Annotated in this window: 16 protein-coding genes, 1 tRNA gene and 1 pseudogene; 10 read left to right on the top strand and 8 right to left on the bottom strand. The window is 70.0% G+C overall.

The window, feature by feature from the left end; all coding sequences use genetic code 11:
- The first annotated feature begins 146 nt into the window (after nucleotides 1-146).
- The gene (locus Vqi01_RS27865) at nucleotides 147-1025 is read left to right on the top strand and encodes a DUF4231 domain-containing protein (RefSeq protein ID WP_204038116.1); all 879 of its coding nucleotides are present in this window, start codon (nucleotides 147-149) and stop codon (nucleotides 1023-1025) included.
- A 118-nt stretch (nucleotides 1026-1143) separates the two neighbouring features.
- Here the strand turns inward: Vqi01_RS27865 and Vqi01_RS27860 are convergent.
- Nucleotides 1144-1230: transfer RNA gene (locus tag Vqi01_RS27860), tRNA-Ser, on the bottom strand.
- Between the two features lie 75 nt (nucleotides 1231-1305).
- Here Vqi01_RS27860 and deoD point away from each other — a divergent pair.
- The 3 genes from deoD to Vqi01_RS27845 all read left to right on the top strand — a co-directional run bounded on the left by deoD (nucleotide 1306) and on the right by Vqi01_RS27845 (nucleotide 3268).
- A complete protein-coding gene (gene deoD / locus Vqi01_RS27855; RefSeq protein WP_204038115.1) occupies nucleotides 1306-2013 on the top strand; it encodes a purine-nucleoside phosphorylase in 708 nt (235 codons plus the stop codon).
- 164 nt (nucleotides 2014-2177) lie between these two features.
- Nucleotides 2178-2816, top strand: coding sequence for a TetR/AcrR family transcriptional regulator (locus Vqi01_RS27850; protein WP_204038114.1), 639 nt, complete (start codon nucleotides 2178-2180; stop codon nucleotides 2814-2816).
- On the top strand, nucleotides 2813-3268 hold the full coding sequence (locus tag Vqi01_RS27845) for an acyl-CoA thioesterase (RefSeq protein WP_204038113.1): 456 nt from the start codon (nucleotides 2813-2815) through the stop codon (nucleotides 3266-3268). Before Vqi01_RS27850 ends, Vqi01_RS27845 begins: the two co-directional genes overlap by 4 nt.
- A gap of 74 nt (nucleotides 3269-3342) precedes the next feature.
- Here the strand turns inward: Vqi01_RS27845 and Vqi01_RS27840 are convergent, their stop codons facing one another.
- The 4 genes from Vqi01_RS27840 to Vqi01_RS27825 form a co-directional block, all read right to left on the bottom strand.
- Nucleotides 3343-3792 carry a nucleoside deaminase gene (locus Vqi01_RS27840; RefSeq protein WP_204038118.1) on the bottom strand — a complete coding sequence of 150 codons (450 nt, stop codon included), beginning with the start codon at nucleotides 3790-3792 and terminating at the stop codon, nucleotides 3343-3345.
- Nucleotides 3793-4048: 256 nt separating this feature from the next.
- Complete coding sequence (locus Vqi01_RS27835; protein WP_204038112.1) at nucleotides 4049-4579, bottom strand: tRNA adenosine deaminase-associated protein; 531 nt, start codon at nucleotides 4577-4579, stop codon at nucleotides 4049-4051.
- A gap of 130 nt (nucleotides 4580-4709) precedes the next feature.
- A complete protein-coding gene (locus Vqi01_RS27830; RefSeq protein ID WP_204038111.1) occupies nucleotides 4710-4877 on the bottom strand; it encodes a hypothetical protein in 168 nt (55 codons plus the stop codon).
- Nucleotides 4878-4963: 86 nt separating this feature from the next.
- Nucleotides 4964-5305: a hypothetical protein gene (locus Vqi01_RS27825; protein ID WP_204038117.1), complete on the bottom strand. Its 342-nt coding sequence runs from the start codon at nucleotides 5303-5305 to the stop codon at nucleotides 4964-4966.
- Between the two features lie 65 nt (nucleotides 5306-5370).
- Here Vqi01_RS27825 and Vqi01_RS27820 point away from each other — a divergent pair, with 65 nt between their 5' ends.
- The 3 genes from Vqi01_RS27820 (at nucleotide 5371) to Vqi01_RS27810 (ending at nucleotide 10336) form a co-directional block, all read left to right on the top strand.
- A complete protein-coding gene (locus Vqi01_RS27820; RefSeq protein ID WP_204038110.1) occupies nucleotides 5371-6150 on the top strand; it encodes a M23 family metallopeptidase in 780 nt (259 codons plus the stop codon).
- 181 nt (nucleotides 6151-6331) lie between these two features.
- Entirely contained in the window at nucleotides 6332-9202 is a 2871-nt protein-coding gene (locus tag Vqi01_RS27815; protein ID WP_204038109.1) for a glycosyl hydrolase, read from the top strand.
- 72 nt (nucleotides 9203-9274) lie between these two features.
- Nucleotides 9275-10336 carry a PHP domain-containing protein gene (locus Vqi01_RS27810; RefSeq protein WP_204038108.1) on the top strand — a complete coding sequence of 354 codons (1062 nt, stop codon included), beginning with the start codon at nucleotides 9275-9277 and terminating at the stop codon, nucleotides 10334-10336.
- Here Vqi01_RS27810 and Vqi01_RS27805 read toward each other — a convergent pair.
- Nucleotides 10225-11429 (bottom strand): annotated as a pseudogene (locus tag Vqi01_RS27805) (DMT family transporter); the annotation flags it as partial. The gene Vqi01_RS27810 and the pseudogene Vqi01_RS27805 sit on opposite strands and share 112 nt — an antisense overlap.
- A 118-nt stretch (nucleotides 11430-11547) precedes the next feature.
- Between Vqi01_RS27805 and Vqi01_RS27800 the strand changes: the two are divergent.
- Nucleotides 11548-12147, top strand: coding sequence for a Uma2 family endonuclease (locus tag Vqi01_RS27800; protein ID WP_204038106.1), 600 nt, complete (start codon nucleotides 11548-11550; stop codon nucleotides 12145-12147).
- A 46-nt stretch (nucleotides 12148-12193) separates the two neighbouring features.
- Nucleotides 12194-13864 (top strand): DUF885 domain-containing protein, encoded by a 1671-nt coding sequence (locus Vqi01_RS27795; protein ID WP_204038105.1) that lies wholly within the window; start codon nucleotides 12194-12196, stop codon nucleotides 13862-13864.
- Nucleotides 13865-14719: 855 nt separating this feature from the next.
- Here the strand turns inward: Vqi01_RS27795 and Vqi01_RS27790 are convergent.
- Complete coding sequence (locus Vqi01_RS27790) at nucleotides 14720-16201, bottom strand: DUF6114 domain-containing protein (protein WP_239098720.1); 1482 nt, start codon at nucleotides 16199-16201, stop codon at nucleotides 14720-14722.
- Between the two features lie 59 nt (nucleotides 16202-16260).
- On the bottom strand, nucleotides 16261-16815 hold the full coding sequence (locus tag Vqi01_RS27785) for a DUF6230 family protein (RefSeq protein WP_372444452.1): 555 nt from the start codon (nucleotides 16813-16815) through the stop codon (nucleotides 16261-16263).
- 595 nt (nucleotides 16816-17410) lie between these two features.
- Here Vqi01_RS27785 and Vqi01_RS27780 point away from each other — a divergent pair.
- Nucleotides 17411-19225, top strand: a complete 1815-nt coding sequence (locus Vqi01_RS27780) for a VanW family protein (RefSeq protein ID WP_204038102.1) — start codon at nucleotides 17411-17413, stop codon at nucleotides 19223-19225.
- Nucleotides 19226-19448 lie beyond the last annotated feature (223 nt).

Raw genomic sequence — 19448 nt, 5'->3', positions numbered from 1 at the left:
AGCCGACCAGCTGCGGGCCAGGGAGCTGGCGTGACAAGCGCGAAGTCACTCCGGCCCTTGGAGCACTCCCCGATCCAAAGGCAAGTGTCGATAAGGCGACGCCGCCTCACCTTGCCACCTTGAGCGGGTAACCATAGCGTGACGCCATGTGGTCGATATTATCGCAGATTCGGCAGAGGAGAAGTGAAACTACGAACGAGGATAACTGGAACCAGGTCATTAGCGATGGCTCCAAGAGCTGGCACCCCGATCATGTCCGGAGTCTAATTCTCGACGCTGAGGAAAAGCTCCACCTTCAAGGGCTGTGGCGCAAGGTTGGGATCGCCTGGATCCTCGTAGGCAATATCGCTCTCATCGCTACAGCAGCAGTTTCCGCGTTTTCCAACCTCGGACAACTGAACCGGCTCTCCACACAACTCTACATAGCATGCGCCGTATCGCTTCTCGCTTCGCCTGCACTGGCTTACTGGCAGTACAAGCGCATGAGAAAAACCCGCATCATCATCAAAAAGCTACACGTCATCCGCCGGCGAACCCAGTCCGATCTAGACACGAGCACGAGCAGCGGAGACGACTCGGCACTGCTTGCGCAGAAGCGCTACAGGGATGACGTCCCCGACCTGATCTCACAGTTCCGTGAAGATGCCGGGAGGACCCGGGGAATTCATAACCGCTTTCAAAGCGTGATTATCGTTGGCTCGGTAGCCACCTCCGCGATTGCTACAGCGTCGGTCGCCTTCAGCCAAGCAAGGTGGCTAACCGTGGCAGCAAGCGCTGCCGTAGGGCTATCGGCAGGATTCACCGGGTATTTCAAATATCACGAGCGCAGCTTCAACTCACAGCAGACGGCTGACGCGATTGAGCGGGAATACGAGGCGGTTGAACTTCGCGTGGGCAAGTATGCGGGGCTAGATGAGGCAAAGGCATACGCCCTCTTCGCTGACACCGTCGAGAGGCTTCGCGACGAGCAGAACAAGCGGCAGCAGCAGCTTGATCAGCCCGCCGAGGTCAAGCGCGAAGAGTGACAAGGCGCTCACCGGACGCCAGCCCACGCGCAGCGCGTTGACGACGACTGAGACCACAACTGAGACCAGAAGCGGAACGCCCGGTCGGTCCTGACGGGCCAACCGGGCGTTTCACGAGCGGTGGCGGAGGGATTTGAACCCTCGGAGGGCGTGAACCCTCACACGCTTTCGAGGCGTGCTCCTTAGGCCACTCGGACACACCACCGCCGAGTAGGGTACAGGACCATCCGCCCCGACGCCGAACCGGTGTCTGCCAGGCCGGCCTGGCAGGATCTCTGCCATGAGTACGCACATCGGCGCGAAGCCGGGCGAGATCGCCGAGCGGGTCCTGATGCCGGGTGACCCCCTGCGGGCCAAGTGGATCGCGGAGACCTTCCTTGAGGGCGCGACCTGCTACTCGACGGTGCGGGGCATGCTGGGCTTCACCGGCCGCTGGAACGGGGTCGAGGTCTCCGTGCAGGGCTCCGGGATGGGCATGCCCTCGGCCTCGATCTACGCGCACGAGCTGGTCAACGAGTACGGCGTCACGTCGCTGATCCGGGTCGGCTCGTGCGGCGCGCTCACCGAGGATCTCCAGTTGCGGGACGTGATCGCGGCGATCGGTTCGTCCACCGACTCGAACATGAACCGGATGCGCTTCGACGGGCTGATCGACTACGCCCCGGTCGCCGATTTCGGGCTGCTGCGTACCTCGGTCGAGGTGGCCGAGCGGCGCGGCATCGCGATGCGGGTCGGGCCGATCCTGGCCGCGGACGCCTTCTACACCGACCGGCCGGACCTCTACGACACGCTCGCCCAGTACGGCGTCCTGGCGGTGGAGATGGAGTCGGCCGCGCTCTACACCATCGCCGCCCGCTTCAAGGCTCGCGCGCTGACCCTGTTGACGGTCAGCGACCACATCAAGACCGGCGAGAAGACCACCTCTCAGGAGCGGGAGCAGACCTTCAGCGAGATGGTCGAGATCGCCCTGGAGACCATCGTCGCCTGAGGCACCGCAGCGCAGCACGGCCAGCGCCCAAGCCGAGCCCGGCCGAGCCCGGCCACGTCCCGCCACCGCCCGTCGGTGGCGGGACGTTTCATGTCAGGAGCGGTGACGACCATCACCCGGAAAATAAATACGACCGGTCGGTCTTCTTTAGTAGAGTTCCCGCCATGACCATCGACGGCCGGCTCGCCCGGGGTGAGCGCACCCGCACCGCCGTGCTGGACGCCGCCGTCAGCCTGGCCTCCGTCAACGGTCTCGACGGGCTCTCCCTCGGGCACCTCGCCGACTCCCTCGGCGTGAGCAAATCCGGCCTTTTCGCCCACTGGCGCTCCAAGGAGGCGCTCCAACTCGCCACCGTCGACCGCGCCGTGGCGCAATGGCAGGAGCTGATCATCGGCCCGGGGTTGCGCGCGCCCCGGGGAGTACGCCGGATCCGGGCGCTGCACGAGGCCCGGATCGATTTCTACGCCACCCGGGTGCTGCCCGGTGGCTGCTTCTTCGCCACCACCGAGTTCGAGTTCAACACCCGGCCCGGCGCGGTCCGGGACCGCCTCGTCGAGGTCTTCGCCGACTGGGCCGGGTTCCTGGAACAGCTCGTCGAGCAGGCGGTCGAGCTCGGTGAGCTGCCCGCCGGCACGGACGCGGCACTGCTGGCGTATGAGATCGACTCGTTCGGGATCGCCGCCGCGATGCGCTCCCGCCTGCTGGACCCGGAAACTACCTACCGGCACGCCCGTAACGCCGTACTGCACCGACTGCGGGCGCTCTGCCCCGACCCGAACCTGCTACCGGAAGGCCCGTCATGAGTCACGCCCTCGCCGAACCCGCCGCCGTCGAGTACGGCCACGTCGAGCACGCCATGGTTCACTTCGACGATCTCGACGCCATGGGCCTCCTGCACAACGCCCGATACGCGGTGCTGCTGGAGCGGGCCCTGAGCGCCTACTGGTCACAGCGGGGGGTGGCGTACCGCAACGGTGCCGCCAGCACGCCCGACGTCTTCCACGCCGTTCGCGAGTTCACCATCACCTACCGCGCGCCGATCACCGGCACCGGCCCGGTCGCCGTGCACTTCTGGCTGGAGCACCTCGGCACCAGCAGCGCCGCGTACGCCTTCCGGTTCCACTCGCTCGACGACACGACCGTGTACGCGGAGGGCACCCGGGCGGTCGTCCGGCTCGACCCGGCGACCATGCGGCCGGCCCCGTGGACCGACACCGCCCGAGCAGTGGCCGGCACGTTGCTCCGTTCCGCCTGACCCGCCGGCACCGCACAGGCCACGCCCCGATCAGGCTTCACCTGCACCACAGAGGTGCCGTCCCCGATCAGGCTTCAGCGGAAGAAAGCGCGCAGGACGGCGGCGCTCTCCGTCTCCAGGACGCCGCCGTACACCTCCGGACGGTGGTTGAGCCGGCGGTCGCGCAGCACGTCCCAGAGCGAGCCGGCCGCGCCGGTCTTCGGTTCCCAGGCGCCGAAGACCACGGTCGACACCCGGGCCAGCACCAGGGCGCCAGCGCACATCGTGCACGGCTCCAGGGTGACCACCAGTGTGCAGCCGTCCAGCCGCCAGCGGCCCAGCCGTTGCGCGGCGCGGCGCAGCGCCAGCACCTCGGCGTGCGCGGTCGGGTCGCCGGTCAGTTCCCGCTCGTTGCGGCCGATCGCCAGCTCGGTGCCGTCCGGGCCGTAGAGCACCGCGCCGACCGGCACGTCGTCCCCGACGGCCACAGCGGCCGTATCGGGCGGGGCCGGGTCGGTGACGGCGACCTCCAGGGCGCGGCGCATCCAGAGTTCGTGCCGCTGCCGCCGGCCGGTGCCGGTCGGGTCGGCCAGGCCCTCGTGCGCCCCCGGCCCCACCCGGCCGACCGAGCCCGGCGTGGGCTGGCCGGGCCGGACCGTCTCCAGTGCCGGATCGGTCGCGTCGGCCGGCTCGCCTCCACCGAGCGGCACGGAACCCGCAGACGCGCCACCGGGCGGCACCGAAGCCGCGGACCCGCCGCCGAGCGGCACGGACCCCGCGAACGCGCCACCGCCCACCGGTTCAGACCTCACGCAGTTCCTCGACCTCGTCGACGCAGCCCAGCACCTGGCACACCTCCGCGGTGACGTCGGCCGGCATCATCCCCTCGTGAGCGCAGAGCGCGAGCAGGCGCTGCGCGGGTATGCCCAGATCGGCCAGGAGGTCCGCCTCGCCGACCGGGTCCGCCTCCGGGTCGGCGGCGGGCTGTTCGGTCTCGTCGTCCCCAGCGGTGGCGGCCGGACGTGCCTCCTCGGTGTCGTCCAGCCCGGTGACCGGCGTCTTGAGGTCGTCGATCAGCAGGGCGCCCAACCGGGACTCCTCCGCGAACGCCGAGTCCGAGCCGAAAACCCGCAGGTCCTCCCCCTCGTCCAGACGCAGGATGACCAGATAGGTGTCGTCGGCCTCGACGAACAGCAGGGAAACGTCGGCGTCGGGCGCGACGTCGCGCAGCCGTTCGGCCACCTCGTCGAGGTCGGTGACACCCCGCAGGTTCAGTTCGTCGGCCGTCCAGCCGTCCTTCTCACGTACGACGGCCGCAGCGAAGTACGACACGGGTCCCCCCAAATTGCCTCGGGACCGGCTCACACCGGCCCGTTACGCGTGCACGTTAGCCGGTCAGGTCGGCAGACGGCCGGTCAACGCCCCGAAGGGCCGGTCATTGGTGAGGAAAGTGCTGGTGTCGTCAGCCCGCGAGGCGGCGACGGGTGGCGATCAGTTCACGCAGCCGCTCGGTTCGTGCGCGCCGCGGCCGTTCGCGTTCGCGTACCGCGCGGGCGTCCGCCAACTGCGCCAGGAGCTGAAGGCGGCGTCGGCTGCGATCGGGATCGAGCCGCGAAGTCGTCCAGGCCATACCCGGAGAGTGCCGAGTCGCGGCGACCGAGTCAAGACGGGGTTCGGTACCCGCACGACGACGCAGCGGAGTCGCCACCGGTAGGGTCACCAGACGGGCCAGTCACCGCTGGCCACCCAGCGGGTGGCGACCGCGGCGGCGGCGATGCTCCAGCCTCCGGCGGTGACGATCGCGATGCCGGTGGCCACCCCCCGGTCGCCGAAGCGGGCCAGCACCAGGGCCGCCAACCAAGCCAGGCCGCCGGCGAGCAGGGTCCACCAGGCGTACCCGGCGAGACTACGGCCGAGCAGGCCGAAAAGCATCAGCCAGGCGAGCGTTGCGGTCGCCCCCGCGGCGACACCGGCTCCGCTGACCTGGTGCGGTTCCCGGTAGGTGGGGCGCGGGGGCCGCCCGGACGGGAAGAGGCCTGACGGGCTGTAGGGCTTCATTCCGCTCCACTCCTGCCTGCCCTGGTCGGTACTGCCCACCGTACCGACTCTGCCAGGATGGCCGGGTGGTCCCGCTGACGATCGGACGCCGCCCCGCGTACGCGGTGCTGCTGCTCGTGCCGCTGCTCGCTGCCGCCGGCTGTGCCGCCGGCAGCGCACCGAACTGGGCCGATCCGACCCCCGCGACCAGCCCGACGGCCCCGCCCGGCCCCACCGCGACCACCGCCGATCCGACCCGGGCCAGTGCCGGCCCGACCGCGAGCAACGCCGAGCCGGAGTCCGCCGGCCAGCCGGCACCGACCGCCACCCGGGCCCGCGTTGGGCTGCCGCACGTCTTTCCGGTACGCGCAAAGAAGGTGGCCTACCACCCGACCCACTCCGCGTACCCGGGGACGGACATCTTCGCCGACTGCGGTGAACCGGTCGTCGCGGTCACCGACGGCACGATCGGCGAGATCAGTCGCCGGGACCGGTACGACAAGCGGGGCCCACAGGGCCCGTACAACGGTGGCCTGTCGGTCTCGGTGCTCGGTGACGACGGTGTGCGCTACTACGGCTCGCACCTGACCGAGGTGGCCGAGGGCATCGACCCCGGGGTGCGCGTACGGGCGGGTCAGCGGCTCGGCACCGTGGGTCGGACCGGCAACGCCAACAATGTCTGCCACCTGCACTTCGGCATCTCTCCGCCGTGCCTGGGTGAGGACGGCTGGTGGATCCGTCGGGGCGTGGTCTGGCCGGCGCCGTACCTCGACTCCTGGCGTAAGGGCGGCAACCGCGAGCCGGCCACCGAGGTCGCCGCCTGGCACCGTGAGCACGGCTGCCCGGAGAAGCCACCCGCACGTTGACCCGACGCCGGTCGCGTCCGGCGTCATCCGCATTTCACCACTGCGACACATTGACGCCAGTCTCGGCAGTGAACTACCGTCCGCGTAACACCTCGGAGAGCGCTCTCTCGTCCGACGAACCTGACAATGACGACGAAGTGTGCCCGTCGGCCCGACCGGGCCGGCGCGCGATGGAGGAAAGATGAGACCTCCCGTCCCACACCGCACCCACCACCGACTCCTGGCCGCCACCGCCGCCGCGGCCCTCGCCCTCGGCGGGCTGGCCGTCACCACCACCGCGCAGGCCGCGCCCGTCGGGGCCGGCAGTTACACCACCATCCCCGTCGGCCCGCTCCCCGGCGGCTGCGGAAACATCGCCACCAACCCCCGGCAGTACGCCACCGCCGCCGCGCCACCCGGGCCCGTCCCCACCAACGACTGGTGGTCCTCGCTGCTCTGGAAACGCCTCAACTGCTCGTTCAGCGAGCCGCTGCACGCGCACCCGGTCTCCTACCAGCCGGTCACCGACGGGCTCGGTTTCTCGGCCACCTCCACCCCCACCATCACCGGCACCGCGACCGGGGTCGGCGAGTTCAAGTACCCCTACGTGGAGGACATCCGGGTCGGGGTGACCGGGTTGGCTGCCCCCAACGTCCTCGTGGACGACTGGACGGACTGGACGGTCACGCCGTACTGGAGCGACGGGTCGCGGACCCTGCGCGCGACGATCGGACACGGCCTGCCGTTCACCTACTTCCGCACCACCGGCGGTGACGCGCTGATCAACGTGACCGGCGGCAGCGCCACGATCTGGTCCCACAGCGGCACCACCATCGGCTTCACCGTCCGGGGCCACGACTACGTCGCGTACGCGCCGACGGGAGCGACCTGGACCGTCAGCGGCGGCCGGATCAGCTCCAACCTCGCCGGACGGGGCTACTTCTCGGTCGCCCTGCTACCGGCCACCGCCGACGCCAGCACCCGCAGCCAACTCGCCACCACCTACCGCCAGTACGCGCACGCCCACGTCACCGGCACCCGCGTCGGCTACAGCTACAACCAGGCGGCCAGCCGGGTGGAGACCCGCTACACCTTCACCACCACGCCACGTGAGGGCACCGAGACACGCACCGTGGTCAGCCTCTACCCGCACCAGTGGAAATCACTGACCGGCGCCACCCCGATCACCCAGACCTACCCGTCGGCCCGGGGCCGGATGAAGGTGCTCACCGGGGTCACCGAGTTCCGCACCTCCATGCGGTTCCACGGCGTACTGCCCGAGGTGCCCGCCGTCGCCACCGGAGTCGGCGCCGACCTGACCGCGCTGCGGCAACACCTCGCCGCGGTGCGGAGCAACCCGATGGATCAGCGCGGCGGGGACACCTACTGGACCGGCAAGGGGCTCGGCCGGGCGGCCCGGATCGCCGAGATCGCCGACCAGGTCGGCGACACCGACACGCGGACCGCGGCGCTCAACGCCATCCGGTCCACGCTCACCGACTGGCTCACCGCCGCACCCGGCGAGACGCAGCGCCTCTTCTACTACGACCAGCGGTGGGGAACGCTGATCGGCTATCCCGCCTCGTACGGCTCCGACCAGGAACTCAACGACCATCACTTCCACTACGGCTACTACATCGCCGCCGCCGCGACGCTGGCCCGCTTCGACCCGGCCTGGGCTCGACAGGAGCAGTACGGCGGCATGATCGACCTGCTCATCCGGGACGCCAACAACTACGACCGGGCCGACAGCCGCTTCCCGTTCCTGCGCGACTTCGACATCTACGCCGGGCACGACTGGGCCTCCGGGCACGGCGCGTTCGCCAGCGGCAACAACCAGGAGTCCTCGTCGGAGGGGATGAACTTCGCCAACGCCCTGATCCAGTGGGGCCAGACCACCGGGAACACCGCCGTCCGGGACGCCGGCATCTACCTCTACACCACCCAGGCGGCCGCGATCCACGAGTACTGGTTCGACGTCAACGACGAGAACTTCCCGGCCGCGTTCGGGCACAACAACGTGGGCATGGTCTGGGGTGACGGCGGAGCGTACGCCACCTGGTTCAGCGCCGAACCGGAGATGATCCAGGGCATCAACCTGCTGCCGATCACCGGTGGGCACCTCTACCTGGGCTACCACCCGAACGACAACTCGCTGAAGTACCAGGAACTGGTGCGCAACAACGGCGGTGAACCGACCGTGTGGCAGGACATCCACTGGCAGTTCCTGGCCCTCGGTGACGCCGACGCCGCGCTGGCCAAGCTGCGCGCCAACCCGGGTTACACCCCGGAGGAGGGCGAGAGCCGGGCGCACACCTTCCACTGGGTTCGCAACCTGGCCGCGCTGGGCCGGGTCGACACCGGGGTCACCGCCGACCACCCGCTGGCCGCCGTGTTCAACCGCAACGGCGCCCGCACGTACGTGGCCAGCAACGTCTCCGGCACCCCGCTGACCGTACGCTTCTCCGACGGGACGCAGCTGGCCGTGGCGCCGGGACGTACGACCACCAGCGGCGCGCACACCTGGAGCGGCGGCAGCGGCGGCGGGGGCGTACCTCCGAGTCCGACGCCCGCCCCGACCCCCACGCCCACCGATCCGCCGTCCAGTTCGCCGGTGCGCCATCTGCTGTCGGGCGGCGGTCTGGGTTCGGCCGGCGCTGCCGGCACCACCACCGTGACCAGCGCCGGCGGCGCCAACTACGACGGCACGCCGCGCAACCCGGTGGTGTTCACCGCGACCGGGTTGAACCTTGACCACACCGGCGGGCAGACCGCGTTCGACCTGTTCCTCGACGCCGGCACGGCGGTGGGCAACGGGGTGCAGGCCCGCATTTCGTACGACCTGACGGGCGACGGGTCCTGGGAGCGGGTGGAGACGTACCGCTACTTCGCCACCGACCCGGTGCCCGGCTGGGAGCACTACACGCAGGCGGCCGGGCTGCACTCCAGCACCGGTGCCCTCGGCAACCTGCGCGGTGGCACCGTGCGGGTGGAAATTTGGTCCGCCATCGGCAACAACCCCAGCACTCTCGGTGTCGGCGATCGCTCGGTCGTCCGCCTGCCGTACAGCTGATCCCTTTCGTCACCACCCCGCGCCGCCGGTCGTTCCCGCGACCGGCGGCGCGGGCGCGTAGTTTGGTGCAACATGACCCGTGATCCCATCGCCGACCTGCGCCGGATCGCCTTCCTGCTGGAACGGGCGAACGAGGCCACCTACCGGGTCCGGGCCTTCCGATCGGCGGCGAACAAACTGGCCGCGTTGCCGAAGACGGAGGTGGCCGAGCGGGCCCGCGCCGGCAAGCTCACCGAGCTGTCCGGAGTCGGCGACGTCACCGCCCGTTGCGTCGCCGAGTCGCTGGCCGGAGAGGAACCGGTCTACCTGCGTCGGCTGCTCGCCACCGAGGGCAGCGACCTGGACGCCGAGGCCACCAAGCTGCGTACCGCCCTGCGCGGCGACTGCCACACCCACTCGGACTGGTCAGATGGCGGGTCGCCGATCGAGGAGATGGCGTTGGCCGCCGTCGAGCTGGGCCACGAGTACCTGGTGCTGACCGACCACTCGCCCCGGCTCAGGGTGGCCCGTGGGCTCACCGCCGACCGGCTCCGCCAGCAACTCGATTACGTGGCGCGGCTCAACGAGGCGCTGCCGGAGGGGTTCCGGATCCTCACCGGCATTGAGGTGGACATCCTCGCCGACGGTTCCCTCGATCAGGAGGAGGAGCTGCTGGCCCGGCTGGACGTGGTGGTCGGGTCGGTGCACAGCGGCCTCAACGACGACCGGGCGAGGATGACCCGGCGCATGCTGACCGCGATCGCCAACCCGCACCTGGACATCCTCGGCCACTGCACCGGCCGGATGGTGTCGTCCCGCCCCGCCGGCGTGACCGGCCCGGGCGACCGCGGTCACCGAGCGCGGATCCGGGCGGAGAGCGACTTCGACGCCGACGCGGTCTTCGCTGCCTGCGTCGAGCACGACACCGCCGTGGAGATCAACTCACGGCCGGAGCGGCAGGACCCGCCGAAGCGGCTGATCCGGCGGGCGTTGGAGGCCGGCTGCCGCTTCGCCATCAACACCGACGCGCACGCCCCGGGGCAGCTCGACTGGCAGCGATTCGGCTGCGAACGGGCGGCCCGGTGCGGCGTCCCCGCCGACCGGGTGGTCAACACCTGGACGGCCGAGGACCTGATCGCCTGGACCCGCCGCTGACTGATTTCTCCGTTTCGCCGAAATGGCGGCCTACGCCGCGGCGTCGGGTCACCGCCATTTCGCCGAAACGGCGCGCCGTTCAGCGGCGGCGGGCTGGCTCGACTCGCGGGTCAGCGGGCGGCGGGCTCGGGGCGGGGGTCGTCGCAGGTGGCGTGGCGGCCGGGGAGGCAGGTCGGCGGCGGCGTCCGAGCAGTCCCTGCGACACGGCCACGCCGAGCAGCACGATCAGCGCGCCGACCGGCTGGTGCCAGGTGAGCCGCTCACCGAGCACCGCGACGCCGATCAGCACCGCGAAGACCGGAATCAGGTACGTCACGGTGGCGGCGGTGGTCGCGCCGACGATCCGGATGTTGCGCAGATTGATCACGAAGGCCAGCCCGGTGCCGAGCGCGCCCAGCGCCAGCACGGCCGCGAGCACCCGCGGTGACAGATCGGTCGGCACCGGCGGCGCGCCGGCCACCAGCGGTGCCACGATGGCGAGTTGGACCGCCGCGACCATCAGTTGGGCGGCCGAGAGGGACAGCCCGGACAGCGTGCTGCCGGCGATGAACTTCTTCTGGTACGGGATGGCCACGCCGTAGCAGGCCGACGCCGCGAAGCACATCAGCTGGCCCACGAAGTGGGCCCCGCCGACGCCCTGCCAGACGCCGAGCACCACCAGCACGCCGACGAAGCCGAGCAGCAGCCCGACAGCACCGCGTACGGTCAGCCGCTCGGTGCGGAACACCAGCACCGCCAGCGGCAGCACCACCAGCGGCGTGGTGGCGTTCCAGATGCCGGCCAGCATCGACTCGACCCGCTGCTCGCCGTACCCGAACAGGGTGAACGGCATAGCCACCCCGAACGCGGCGATCACGGCGAGGTGGGCCCACACCCGCGGCTCGCGGGGCAGCCGGTCACCCAGCACGGCGAGCACCACGAGCAGGGTCAGCCCGCCGGCGACGACCCGGAAGAGAGTGAGGTGCAACGGATGCAGCTCGGCCACACCCACCTTGATGAACAGGAAGCTGGAGCCCCAGATGGCGGCTAGGACGACGAAGCCGGGCAGCCAGCTCCGCAGGCCCGGCCGGTCAGGGGTGAAGTCCGACGTCACCCCTGACACTCTGCTCCTGGGGCCCGATATCGTCGCGCGGTATTCGGCCACCGTGTCGCAGGCCACAGAAACCACCTACATTGGTAGGGCGTTGACCGGCCGAGGAGGTGTTACACCCATGGCGATGCCGATGCGCTTCGACCCACTCGTCGACCTCGACGGCATGTGGACGACCCAGTTCGCCGACCGCTACCTCCCGATACCTGAGGCACCAGATGCACGCTACGAGTGCATCGACGGGAGGTTGGTCATGACGCCCGCCGAGGTCGGCACGAACAGCTATGGCGAGATCGAGCTCGCCCATCTTCTGAAGCCCGCCGCCAAGGCGCACGGCTTCTACGTGTTCGGGCAGGTGAATCTGACCTTCTCCCCGCAGCGCTGGATCCAGCCGGACGTCACCGTCCTGCACACCCTGCCGAAGACGGACGAGGAGGACCGCTGGGTCCCGGCCCACCTCTGCACCATGGCGATCGAGTTCGTCTCCCCGAGCAGCCGCCGGCAGGATCTCGTCGACAAGCCGATGCGCTGCGCCGAGGGGCGGGTGCCGTACTTCATGCGGGTGGAGATCTCACGCCGCCTGCGGCACGCCGCGGTGGAGCTGCTCACCCTCGGCAAGTTCGGCGGCTACGACACCCTCGCCCAGGCCGTCAGCGGCCAGCGGCTACGCGCCGACGAGCCGTTCCCGATCGACTTCGATCCGGCCGACCTGCTGCCCTGAGCGCACTGACCACATCGGCCCCGCCGCCTCGCGTAGGGTTCGCAGCGTGGGACGAATCGACGACATCGCGAACCGCTACGTGGCCGACTGGGCGGCGCTGAGCCCGATCGGTGCCACATACGTCGGCATCTCCGGCTACGACCACCAACTGGACGACCTGTCGCCCGAGGGGTATGCGGCGCAGATCGAGCTAACCCGACGCACGCTGGCCGACGTCGACGCCACGGAGCCGGAGACGGAGGCGGAGCGCACCGCTCGGGAGGCGATGCAGGAGCGGCTGGGCCTCGACCTCGCCCGGTACGAAGCTGGCGAGACGACCAGCGAAGTCAGCGTCATCACCAGCGGGCTGCACCACACCCGGATGGTCTTCGACCTGATGCCCACCGAGGGCGAGCAGGCACAGGCCAACATCGCCGCCCGGCTGAACCTCTTCGCCGGTGCGATGGAGGGTTACAAGACCACGCTGCGCGAGGCGGCGGCGGCCGGGCGGGTCAGCTCCCGGACGCAGCTGCTCGAGGTGGCCAAGCAGTGCGACGCCTGGGTGGACCCGGACGGCGACAACATGTTCCACGGGCTGGTCGAGCGGCTGGGCGCCGACGGCGCCCTCGGCGCGGAGCTGCGCCGAGGTGCGGCGGCGGCCACCGCGGCGACCGCCGAGTTCGGAGAGTTCCTCCGCAGCGAGCTGGCCCCGCGCGGCCGGGACAAGCAGGCCGCCGGGCGGGACCGCTACGAGCTGGCGTCGCAGTACTTCCTCGGCGCCCGGATCGACCTCGACGAGACGTACGCCTGGGGCTTCGCCGAGCTGGCCCGGCTGGAGGCCGACATGCGGACGGTGTCGGCGGAGATCGTGGGCCCCGGCGCCACCGTCGACGAGGCGGTCGCGGCGCTGGACACCGATCCGGCTCGCACCATCCGGGGCAAGGAAGCCTTCCGCGACTGGATGCAGACGCTCGCCGACCAGGCGATCAGCGACCTGAACGGCACGCACTTCGACATCCCGGAGCAGGTCCGGCGGGTCGAGTGCATGATCGCGCCGACCAGTGACGGCTCCATCTACTACACCGGCCCCAGCGAGGACTTCGCCAGGCCCGGCCGGATGTGGTGGGCGGTGCCACAGGGTGTCACCGAATTCTCCACCTGGCGGGAGGTGACCACCGTCTACCACGAGGGGGTTCCCGGGCACCACCTTCAGGTCGGGCAGACCGTCGTCCGGGCCGAGCTGCTCAATCGTTGGCAGCGGCTGCTTTGCTGGGTCTCCGGGCACGGCGAGGGCTGGGCGCTCTACGCCGAGCGGCTGATGGACGAGCTGGGTTACCTGGCGGACCCGGGAGACAAGCTCGGCATGCTGGACGCGCAGGCGTTCCGGGCGGCCCGGGTGATCGTCGACATCGGCATGCACCTGGAGCTGAAGATCCCGAAGGACAATCCGTTCGACTTCCACCCGGGCGAGCGCTGGACGCCGGAGTTGGGTTGGGAATTCATGCGGGCGCACTGCCGGGTGCCGGACGAGATGCTGCGTTTCGAACTGAACCGCTACCTGGGCTGGCCGGGACAGGCCCCGTCGTACAAAGTGGGCGAACGGATCTGGCTCCAGGCGCGGGATGACGCGAAGGCCCGCAAGGGTGCCGACTTTGATCTGCGGGAGTTCCATCGGCAGGCGCTCGACCTGGGTTCCCTCGGCCTGGACCCGCTGCGCCGGGCCCTCGCCCGCCTCTGATCCGCCCGGAACGTCGGCGGAAGATCATCGCCGCCCGCAGAGCGCAGGGGGCCGGGATGAGCGCTCAAGGCTGCGGCAGCGCTGAGGAGCGACCGGCAATAGGGCGATGGAGCCGGGCCGGGCCGAGCCGAGCCGAGCCGAGCCGGGGGATGGAGCCATGCCGGTGTGGCGTGGCCGACGACGACAGCGCTGGCTTCCGTAGCCAGTTGATCGACTCCGTTTCGTCGGTACGGCGGTGTCCGATCGGTCGGGACACTGCCGTTACGGCGAAACGGCGATCGGCGATGGTCGAGGCGGTTGCTCTCGTAGCCGCGGTCCAGGTGCGCGGTGACCTGGTCGGGCCCGTGATGCCGCAACTGGGTGCCGCATCAGGCGCGAAGAGGCAACGCAGGCCAGATCCATGCGTGGTGGCTGCTGCGCCTGGGGGTGTGGACGGCACGGGTTGCGGCATCACGGGGTGTTCGGGTGGCCAGGGTGGGCACGGGTTACGGGATGTCGGCCCATCCCACCATGTGGGTGGCACGGGTTGCGGGATGTTGGGGTTTCCGGGCCGGTTGAAACCACGAGTTGCGGCATCCCGCGCGCAGGCCCACGCGTTGCGGCATCCCGCGCGCAGGCCCACAAGATGCGGCACCCCACGCGCACGCCCACAAGATGCGGCCCCCCACGCGCACGCCCACAAGATGCGGCCCCGTGGCAAGGGCCGCGAGTTGCGGGGGTCCTGTGCGGCGGCGCCGGTCGCGGATCTGGTCTCATCGCCCGGCCGTCTGACTTGCCCGGGACAGCCCGGCCGGGACAGCCCGGCCGGGACGAGCAGGACCCACCCCCGCCGCCACCGCCCTAGTGCCGGTCGCCCTAAGCCAGGTCGACGCGGAGGGTGGGTCGGGCGGTCAGCGTGTCGGAGGTGACGAAGGCCAGGTCCATCACCGGCTCGGTGAAGGTGATCGGGATGGGTGAGGTGATCGGGATGCCGTCGGGCAGCGGCAGGTCCGGCGTCAGTGTGATCTTGATGCCGAGCAGCCGTCCGACGAACCGGGTGGCGTAGAAGCTCACGTCGCCGCGTACGGTCAGCCGGTCGGTGACGAACCGCAGGGTCTGCCCGGACGGGCCCGGGGACCGCAGCAGAAAGTCGTCGGTGACCGCGTGTTCCATCCGGAACTTGAGCGTACGCAGCGTCCCTTCCGAGGTAGGCAGGTCGACGATTCCGTCGAACCGCAGCGCGGTCATCGTCACCTTGGAGCCGGTCAGTTTCGACGGGGTCACCGCGACGAGCGGCTGACCGGGCTCGGCGGCGATCCTGGGCAGTGGCTGACCGTGCTCGGTCGGCGTCTCGTCGTCGGGGTTCGGGGCCGGGCACGGGCGGCTGGGCGGGGCCGGTCGGCCACCGGTGGGGCTCGGGGCAGGTGTCGCGGTGCCGCCGGGGCCGGGTGTCGCCGTGCCCTCGGGGGCGGGTGTCGCCGTGCCTTCGGGGGCGGGTGTCGCCGTCTCACTCGGCGTCGGGGTCGCCTCGGGCTCGTCGTCCGCGTCGCCCCCGCCAACCAGCCGGCCGATTCCGTCGAGGAGATCGGTGGCGATGCCGCCGTCGCGGCCCGGATCGCCGGGTTCGTCCCCGGCGGACGGGGATGCGCTCGGGCTGCCCGGTGCCGGGCCACTCGGCTCGGCCGTGCTGTCAGGATTGGCCGACGCGGACGGCGATCGGGTCGGGCAGGATGGCCCAGATGGCCCAGCGGGTACGCCAACCGCTGGCGTCGCCCGGACCGGCAGCGATCCGGCGGTGGCGACGACCACGGTCAGCGCGACCAACGGCAGGGCCACCGCAAAGAGCCGGTTCGTACGGTGGCCGGACGCTGGCGGCTGCACGGCGATGTCAGAAGACTCGGCGTCCTCGCTCGCCAGATCAGGCGGTGCCGCTGCTCCGCCGCGTCCCGGCTGGTCGGCGGCGGGCCGGTCGTCCGGCACCCATGCGAAGCCGAGGCCACTGCCCACCATGCCGAGCAGCAGGCCGACGAGGAACCCGCCCAGGTTCACCCCGATCAGGGAGAACAGCGCGGTGACCACGGCGACCACGGCGTAGAAGATCCGCTGCTGCGGGCTGAACCACATCAGCATGCCGCAGGCCACCAGGATGGTGGGGATCAGCCAGGAAAGGAAGCCGGTCGGTCCCATCTGGAAGGACAACCCGCCGAGCGACATCTGGGTGGTCCCGAAGATCTCCACACCGGCGAGTGCGGTGAGCAGGCCGCCCCAGAACGGCCGGTTCCGCCGCCAGCGGCGGAACCGGTGCCACGCCTCGCCGGCCCGGCCGCGCCGCCCGGGTCGTGGATCGACGGTTGTCACGTACGCCTCCTGCAACCGAGCTTGCGGACGTCAGCCGCGGACAGCGGCCCCGAGTCGACTCAGAAGCATTCCTTGGCGGCGGCGCCGAGGTTGACCTTCAGGCGCAGGCCGGTCAGCGTGAACGTGCCCGCGTGTGTTGAACGCGCGACCTGCCGAAGGTTCTTGATCGTCACCGTGTCGGCCTGCTGGCCGAAGGACCCTCGGGCGCCGACCGCGCCCTTCGGGCCGGCATCGAGGGTGGAGGCGTCCTGCCCGATGTTGATGTTCTTGAACTCCGCGTCGCCTTCCAGCGAGTCCATGTCGATCATCAATCCGCTGGCCCGGGCCGGCTTGCCGCCGCCACCGGCGCGGATGGTGAGCACCACGTCCGCCCCGGGCACCTTGACCGACTGGCACAGGTTGTCCAGTTCCGCCTTGCGGATGCCGGAGACCGCCACCGGATGGATCTTGCCGTCCGCCTCCTCGGCGAGGCCGCCGTACTGGACGAAGCCTTCGCCGCGCAGTTCGGTGGCGGAGACCTTGAAGGTCTGACCGGAGACTGCGAACGAAGCGGCGATCGCGCCGTTGGCCATGCCGAAGACGATCGCGCCTGCGACCGCGGCCGCGGGCACCATCAGGGCGGCGAAGCGCCGCCACCGGGTACGCCCCGGTCGGTCGAATGGTTCCTGCACGTGTTCCTCCTCGGTGAACTCACGCGGCCCTCCGGCGGCAGTGGCGGCGACACATACACCACCCTTCCGTTACCGCCGGGTAACGAACGAGCATGATGGTGCACCTCTGCGACACAGGTCACAAGAGGCCGATTACCGAGCAGTAACGCGAGGATGGCGGAATCCTCGACTGTCGGCTACCCAGTGTCACCGTGAACTCATCGCCAAACGCCTCAAAGGACTACGTTTATCCGACTCGGATCACCTTCCGTCACCATCGCATCGACGAGTCACGATTCCGTAACGAGCGCGCAGGGTGCGCGTGCGAACGCTGCGAGGCCGCCGCCGTGACACCACGCTTGAGCGACTTCGATCCGCCGGGAGATCGGCGCACGGCGGCCACTGATTGCTGAGGGTCACCATTCCGCCGCCCCACGGCGATCGCGGCCCGCAAACATGCCTCAGGGCGGTACACCGCCTCCCGGCGAGGCTCGGCGTTCGTTACCGTAGATCTCTCCCGGAGTGGAGTCCCAGCTCCGCATGCCCCTAAGAGGTAGTAGTGACGCTGTACGGCGAAAAACGTCCGCCCGCTGACGATCGGCCCACCGTTCAGGTGGCGGCGGTCAGTTGGCCGCCCGTCGAGGAACCGGCACCACCCGCACCGGCCGCTCCAGATGGTGAACGTAAGCGGTCCAGCCGATTCCGGATCCTGCTCGCCACCGGGGTGGCCACCACCGTCCTCGCCTCGGTCGGTGCGGTCGCCGTCTGGGCGTACGCCGGTGACGTGCCGCGTGGCACCACCGTGCTCGGTACCGAGCTGGGTGGGCGCAGCAAGACGGACGCGGCGCGTGAGCTGCGTGCGCAGCTCGACCGCCGCGCAGCCGAGCTCTCCGCCCCCATCCAGGTACGCATCGGGGAGCGGACCGCCGAGATCAACCCCGCCGACGTCGGGCTCACCGTCGACGTGGACGCGACCGTGGCCGCTGCAGCGTCGGCCAACGCCCACGCGATGGACCGCCTGATCGGCTCGCGCGAGGTCGAGCCGGTGGTTTCGGTCGACGTGCCGAAGCTGACCGCCGAGCTGAAGAAGCTCGTCGGCAAGCAGGGCCAGAAGATGACGATGCCCGCCATCACCTTCTCCGGGACCAAAGCGAAGGTGCGCTACCCCAAGCCGAGCCTCGACGTTGACGCAGAGCACTCCGCCAAGGTGGTCAAGGAGGGTTGGCTGAGCGGGCAGCCGGTAACCGTGCCGCTGGTGGAGAATCACCCGGCCACCTCGGCCGAGGAAGTCGACCGCCTGGTCGCCGAGCTGGCCGAGCCGGCCGTGGCGGCGCCGGTGAAGCTGACCACCGACCGCGGTTCGGTGAACATCCCGCCGCAGGCCATCGCCAAGGGTCTCCGCTTCAAGGCCGACAAGGCCGGCAAGCTCACCCCCAGCGTTGACGTGAAGCGGCTGTGGGCTGCGCTCGGAAACAGCGTGGACGCGATCGAGGTGGCGCCGAAGGATGCGACGATGGCCATCTCCGGCGGCAAGCCGAAGGTGACCGAGGGGCGCGCCGGACAGCAGGTGGACACCAGCAAGCTCGGCGACAGCCTGCTGGATGTCCTGCCCCGCAGCACGGATCGAACGATCTCCGCCGAGCTCAAGCCGGTCCAGCCGAAGCTCACCGCGGAGAAGCTCGGCTCGCTGGGCATCAAGGAGAAGGTTTCCTCGTTCACGACCAACTTCACCGGGGGTCTGGGCTCGGCGCGCAGCCAGAACATCGTGACGATCGCCAAGGATGTGGACGGCACGGTGGTGCTGCCCGGCGAGACGTTCTCGCTCAACGGGCACACCGGGGAACGCGGCTACGCGCAGGGCTACCGGGACGCGCCGGTCATCCTCGACGGCAAGCTGGTGCCCGGAGTCGGTGGCGGCACGTCCCAGTTCACCACCACGCTGTTCAACGCGATCTACTACGCCGGCCTGGAAGACGTCGAGCACAAGCCGCACTCGTACTACTTCAGCCGCTACCCGGCGGTCGTCGAGTCAACGATCTTCTGGCCCAACCTCGACTTCAAGTTCCGCAACAACACCGACTACGGCGTCCTGATCGATACCTCGTACACCGGCAACTCGATCACCGTGTCCATCTGGAGCACGAAGATCTGGGACAGCGTCAAGACCGAGTACAGCCCACGACGGAACATCACCTCGCCGAGGACCGTCTACCTGGAGCCGGGTCCGAGTTGCATCCCTGCCAACGGCAGCCTCGGCTTCACCCAGGACGCCTTCCGGGTCATCAAGAAGGATGGCAAGGTCGTCAAGCGGGAGAAGTTCACCTGGACCTACCAGGCGGAGCCACGCTTCATCTGCGCCAAGCAGCCTTCCTGACGCCACATCAGCTTTCCCACGGCCCCGCCGGCTCCCCGCTGGCGGGGCTGTTTCCTTCTCCCGTACGCACAGACCACCACCGCGTCGCGGCTCTCGTCGTACGCACAGGCCGGCCGCAGCGTCGGCGGCCCCGCAGCCGCGCCGGAGTCATCCGCTCCCCTTGCCGTGTCGCCCGGTTGAGGCGTCGTGATCGGCCGCTGGCCTCCAGCCAGTTGATCGACTC

The sequence above is a fragment of the Micromonospora qiuiae genome (assembly GCF_016863555.1).
GTDB lineage: Bacteria > Actinomycetota > Actinomycetes > Mycobacteriales > Micromonosporaceae > Micromonospora > Micromonospora qiuiae.
This window is presented reverse-complemented; position numbering and strand designations above follow the sequence as displayed.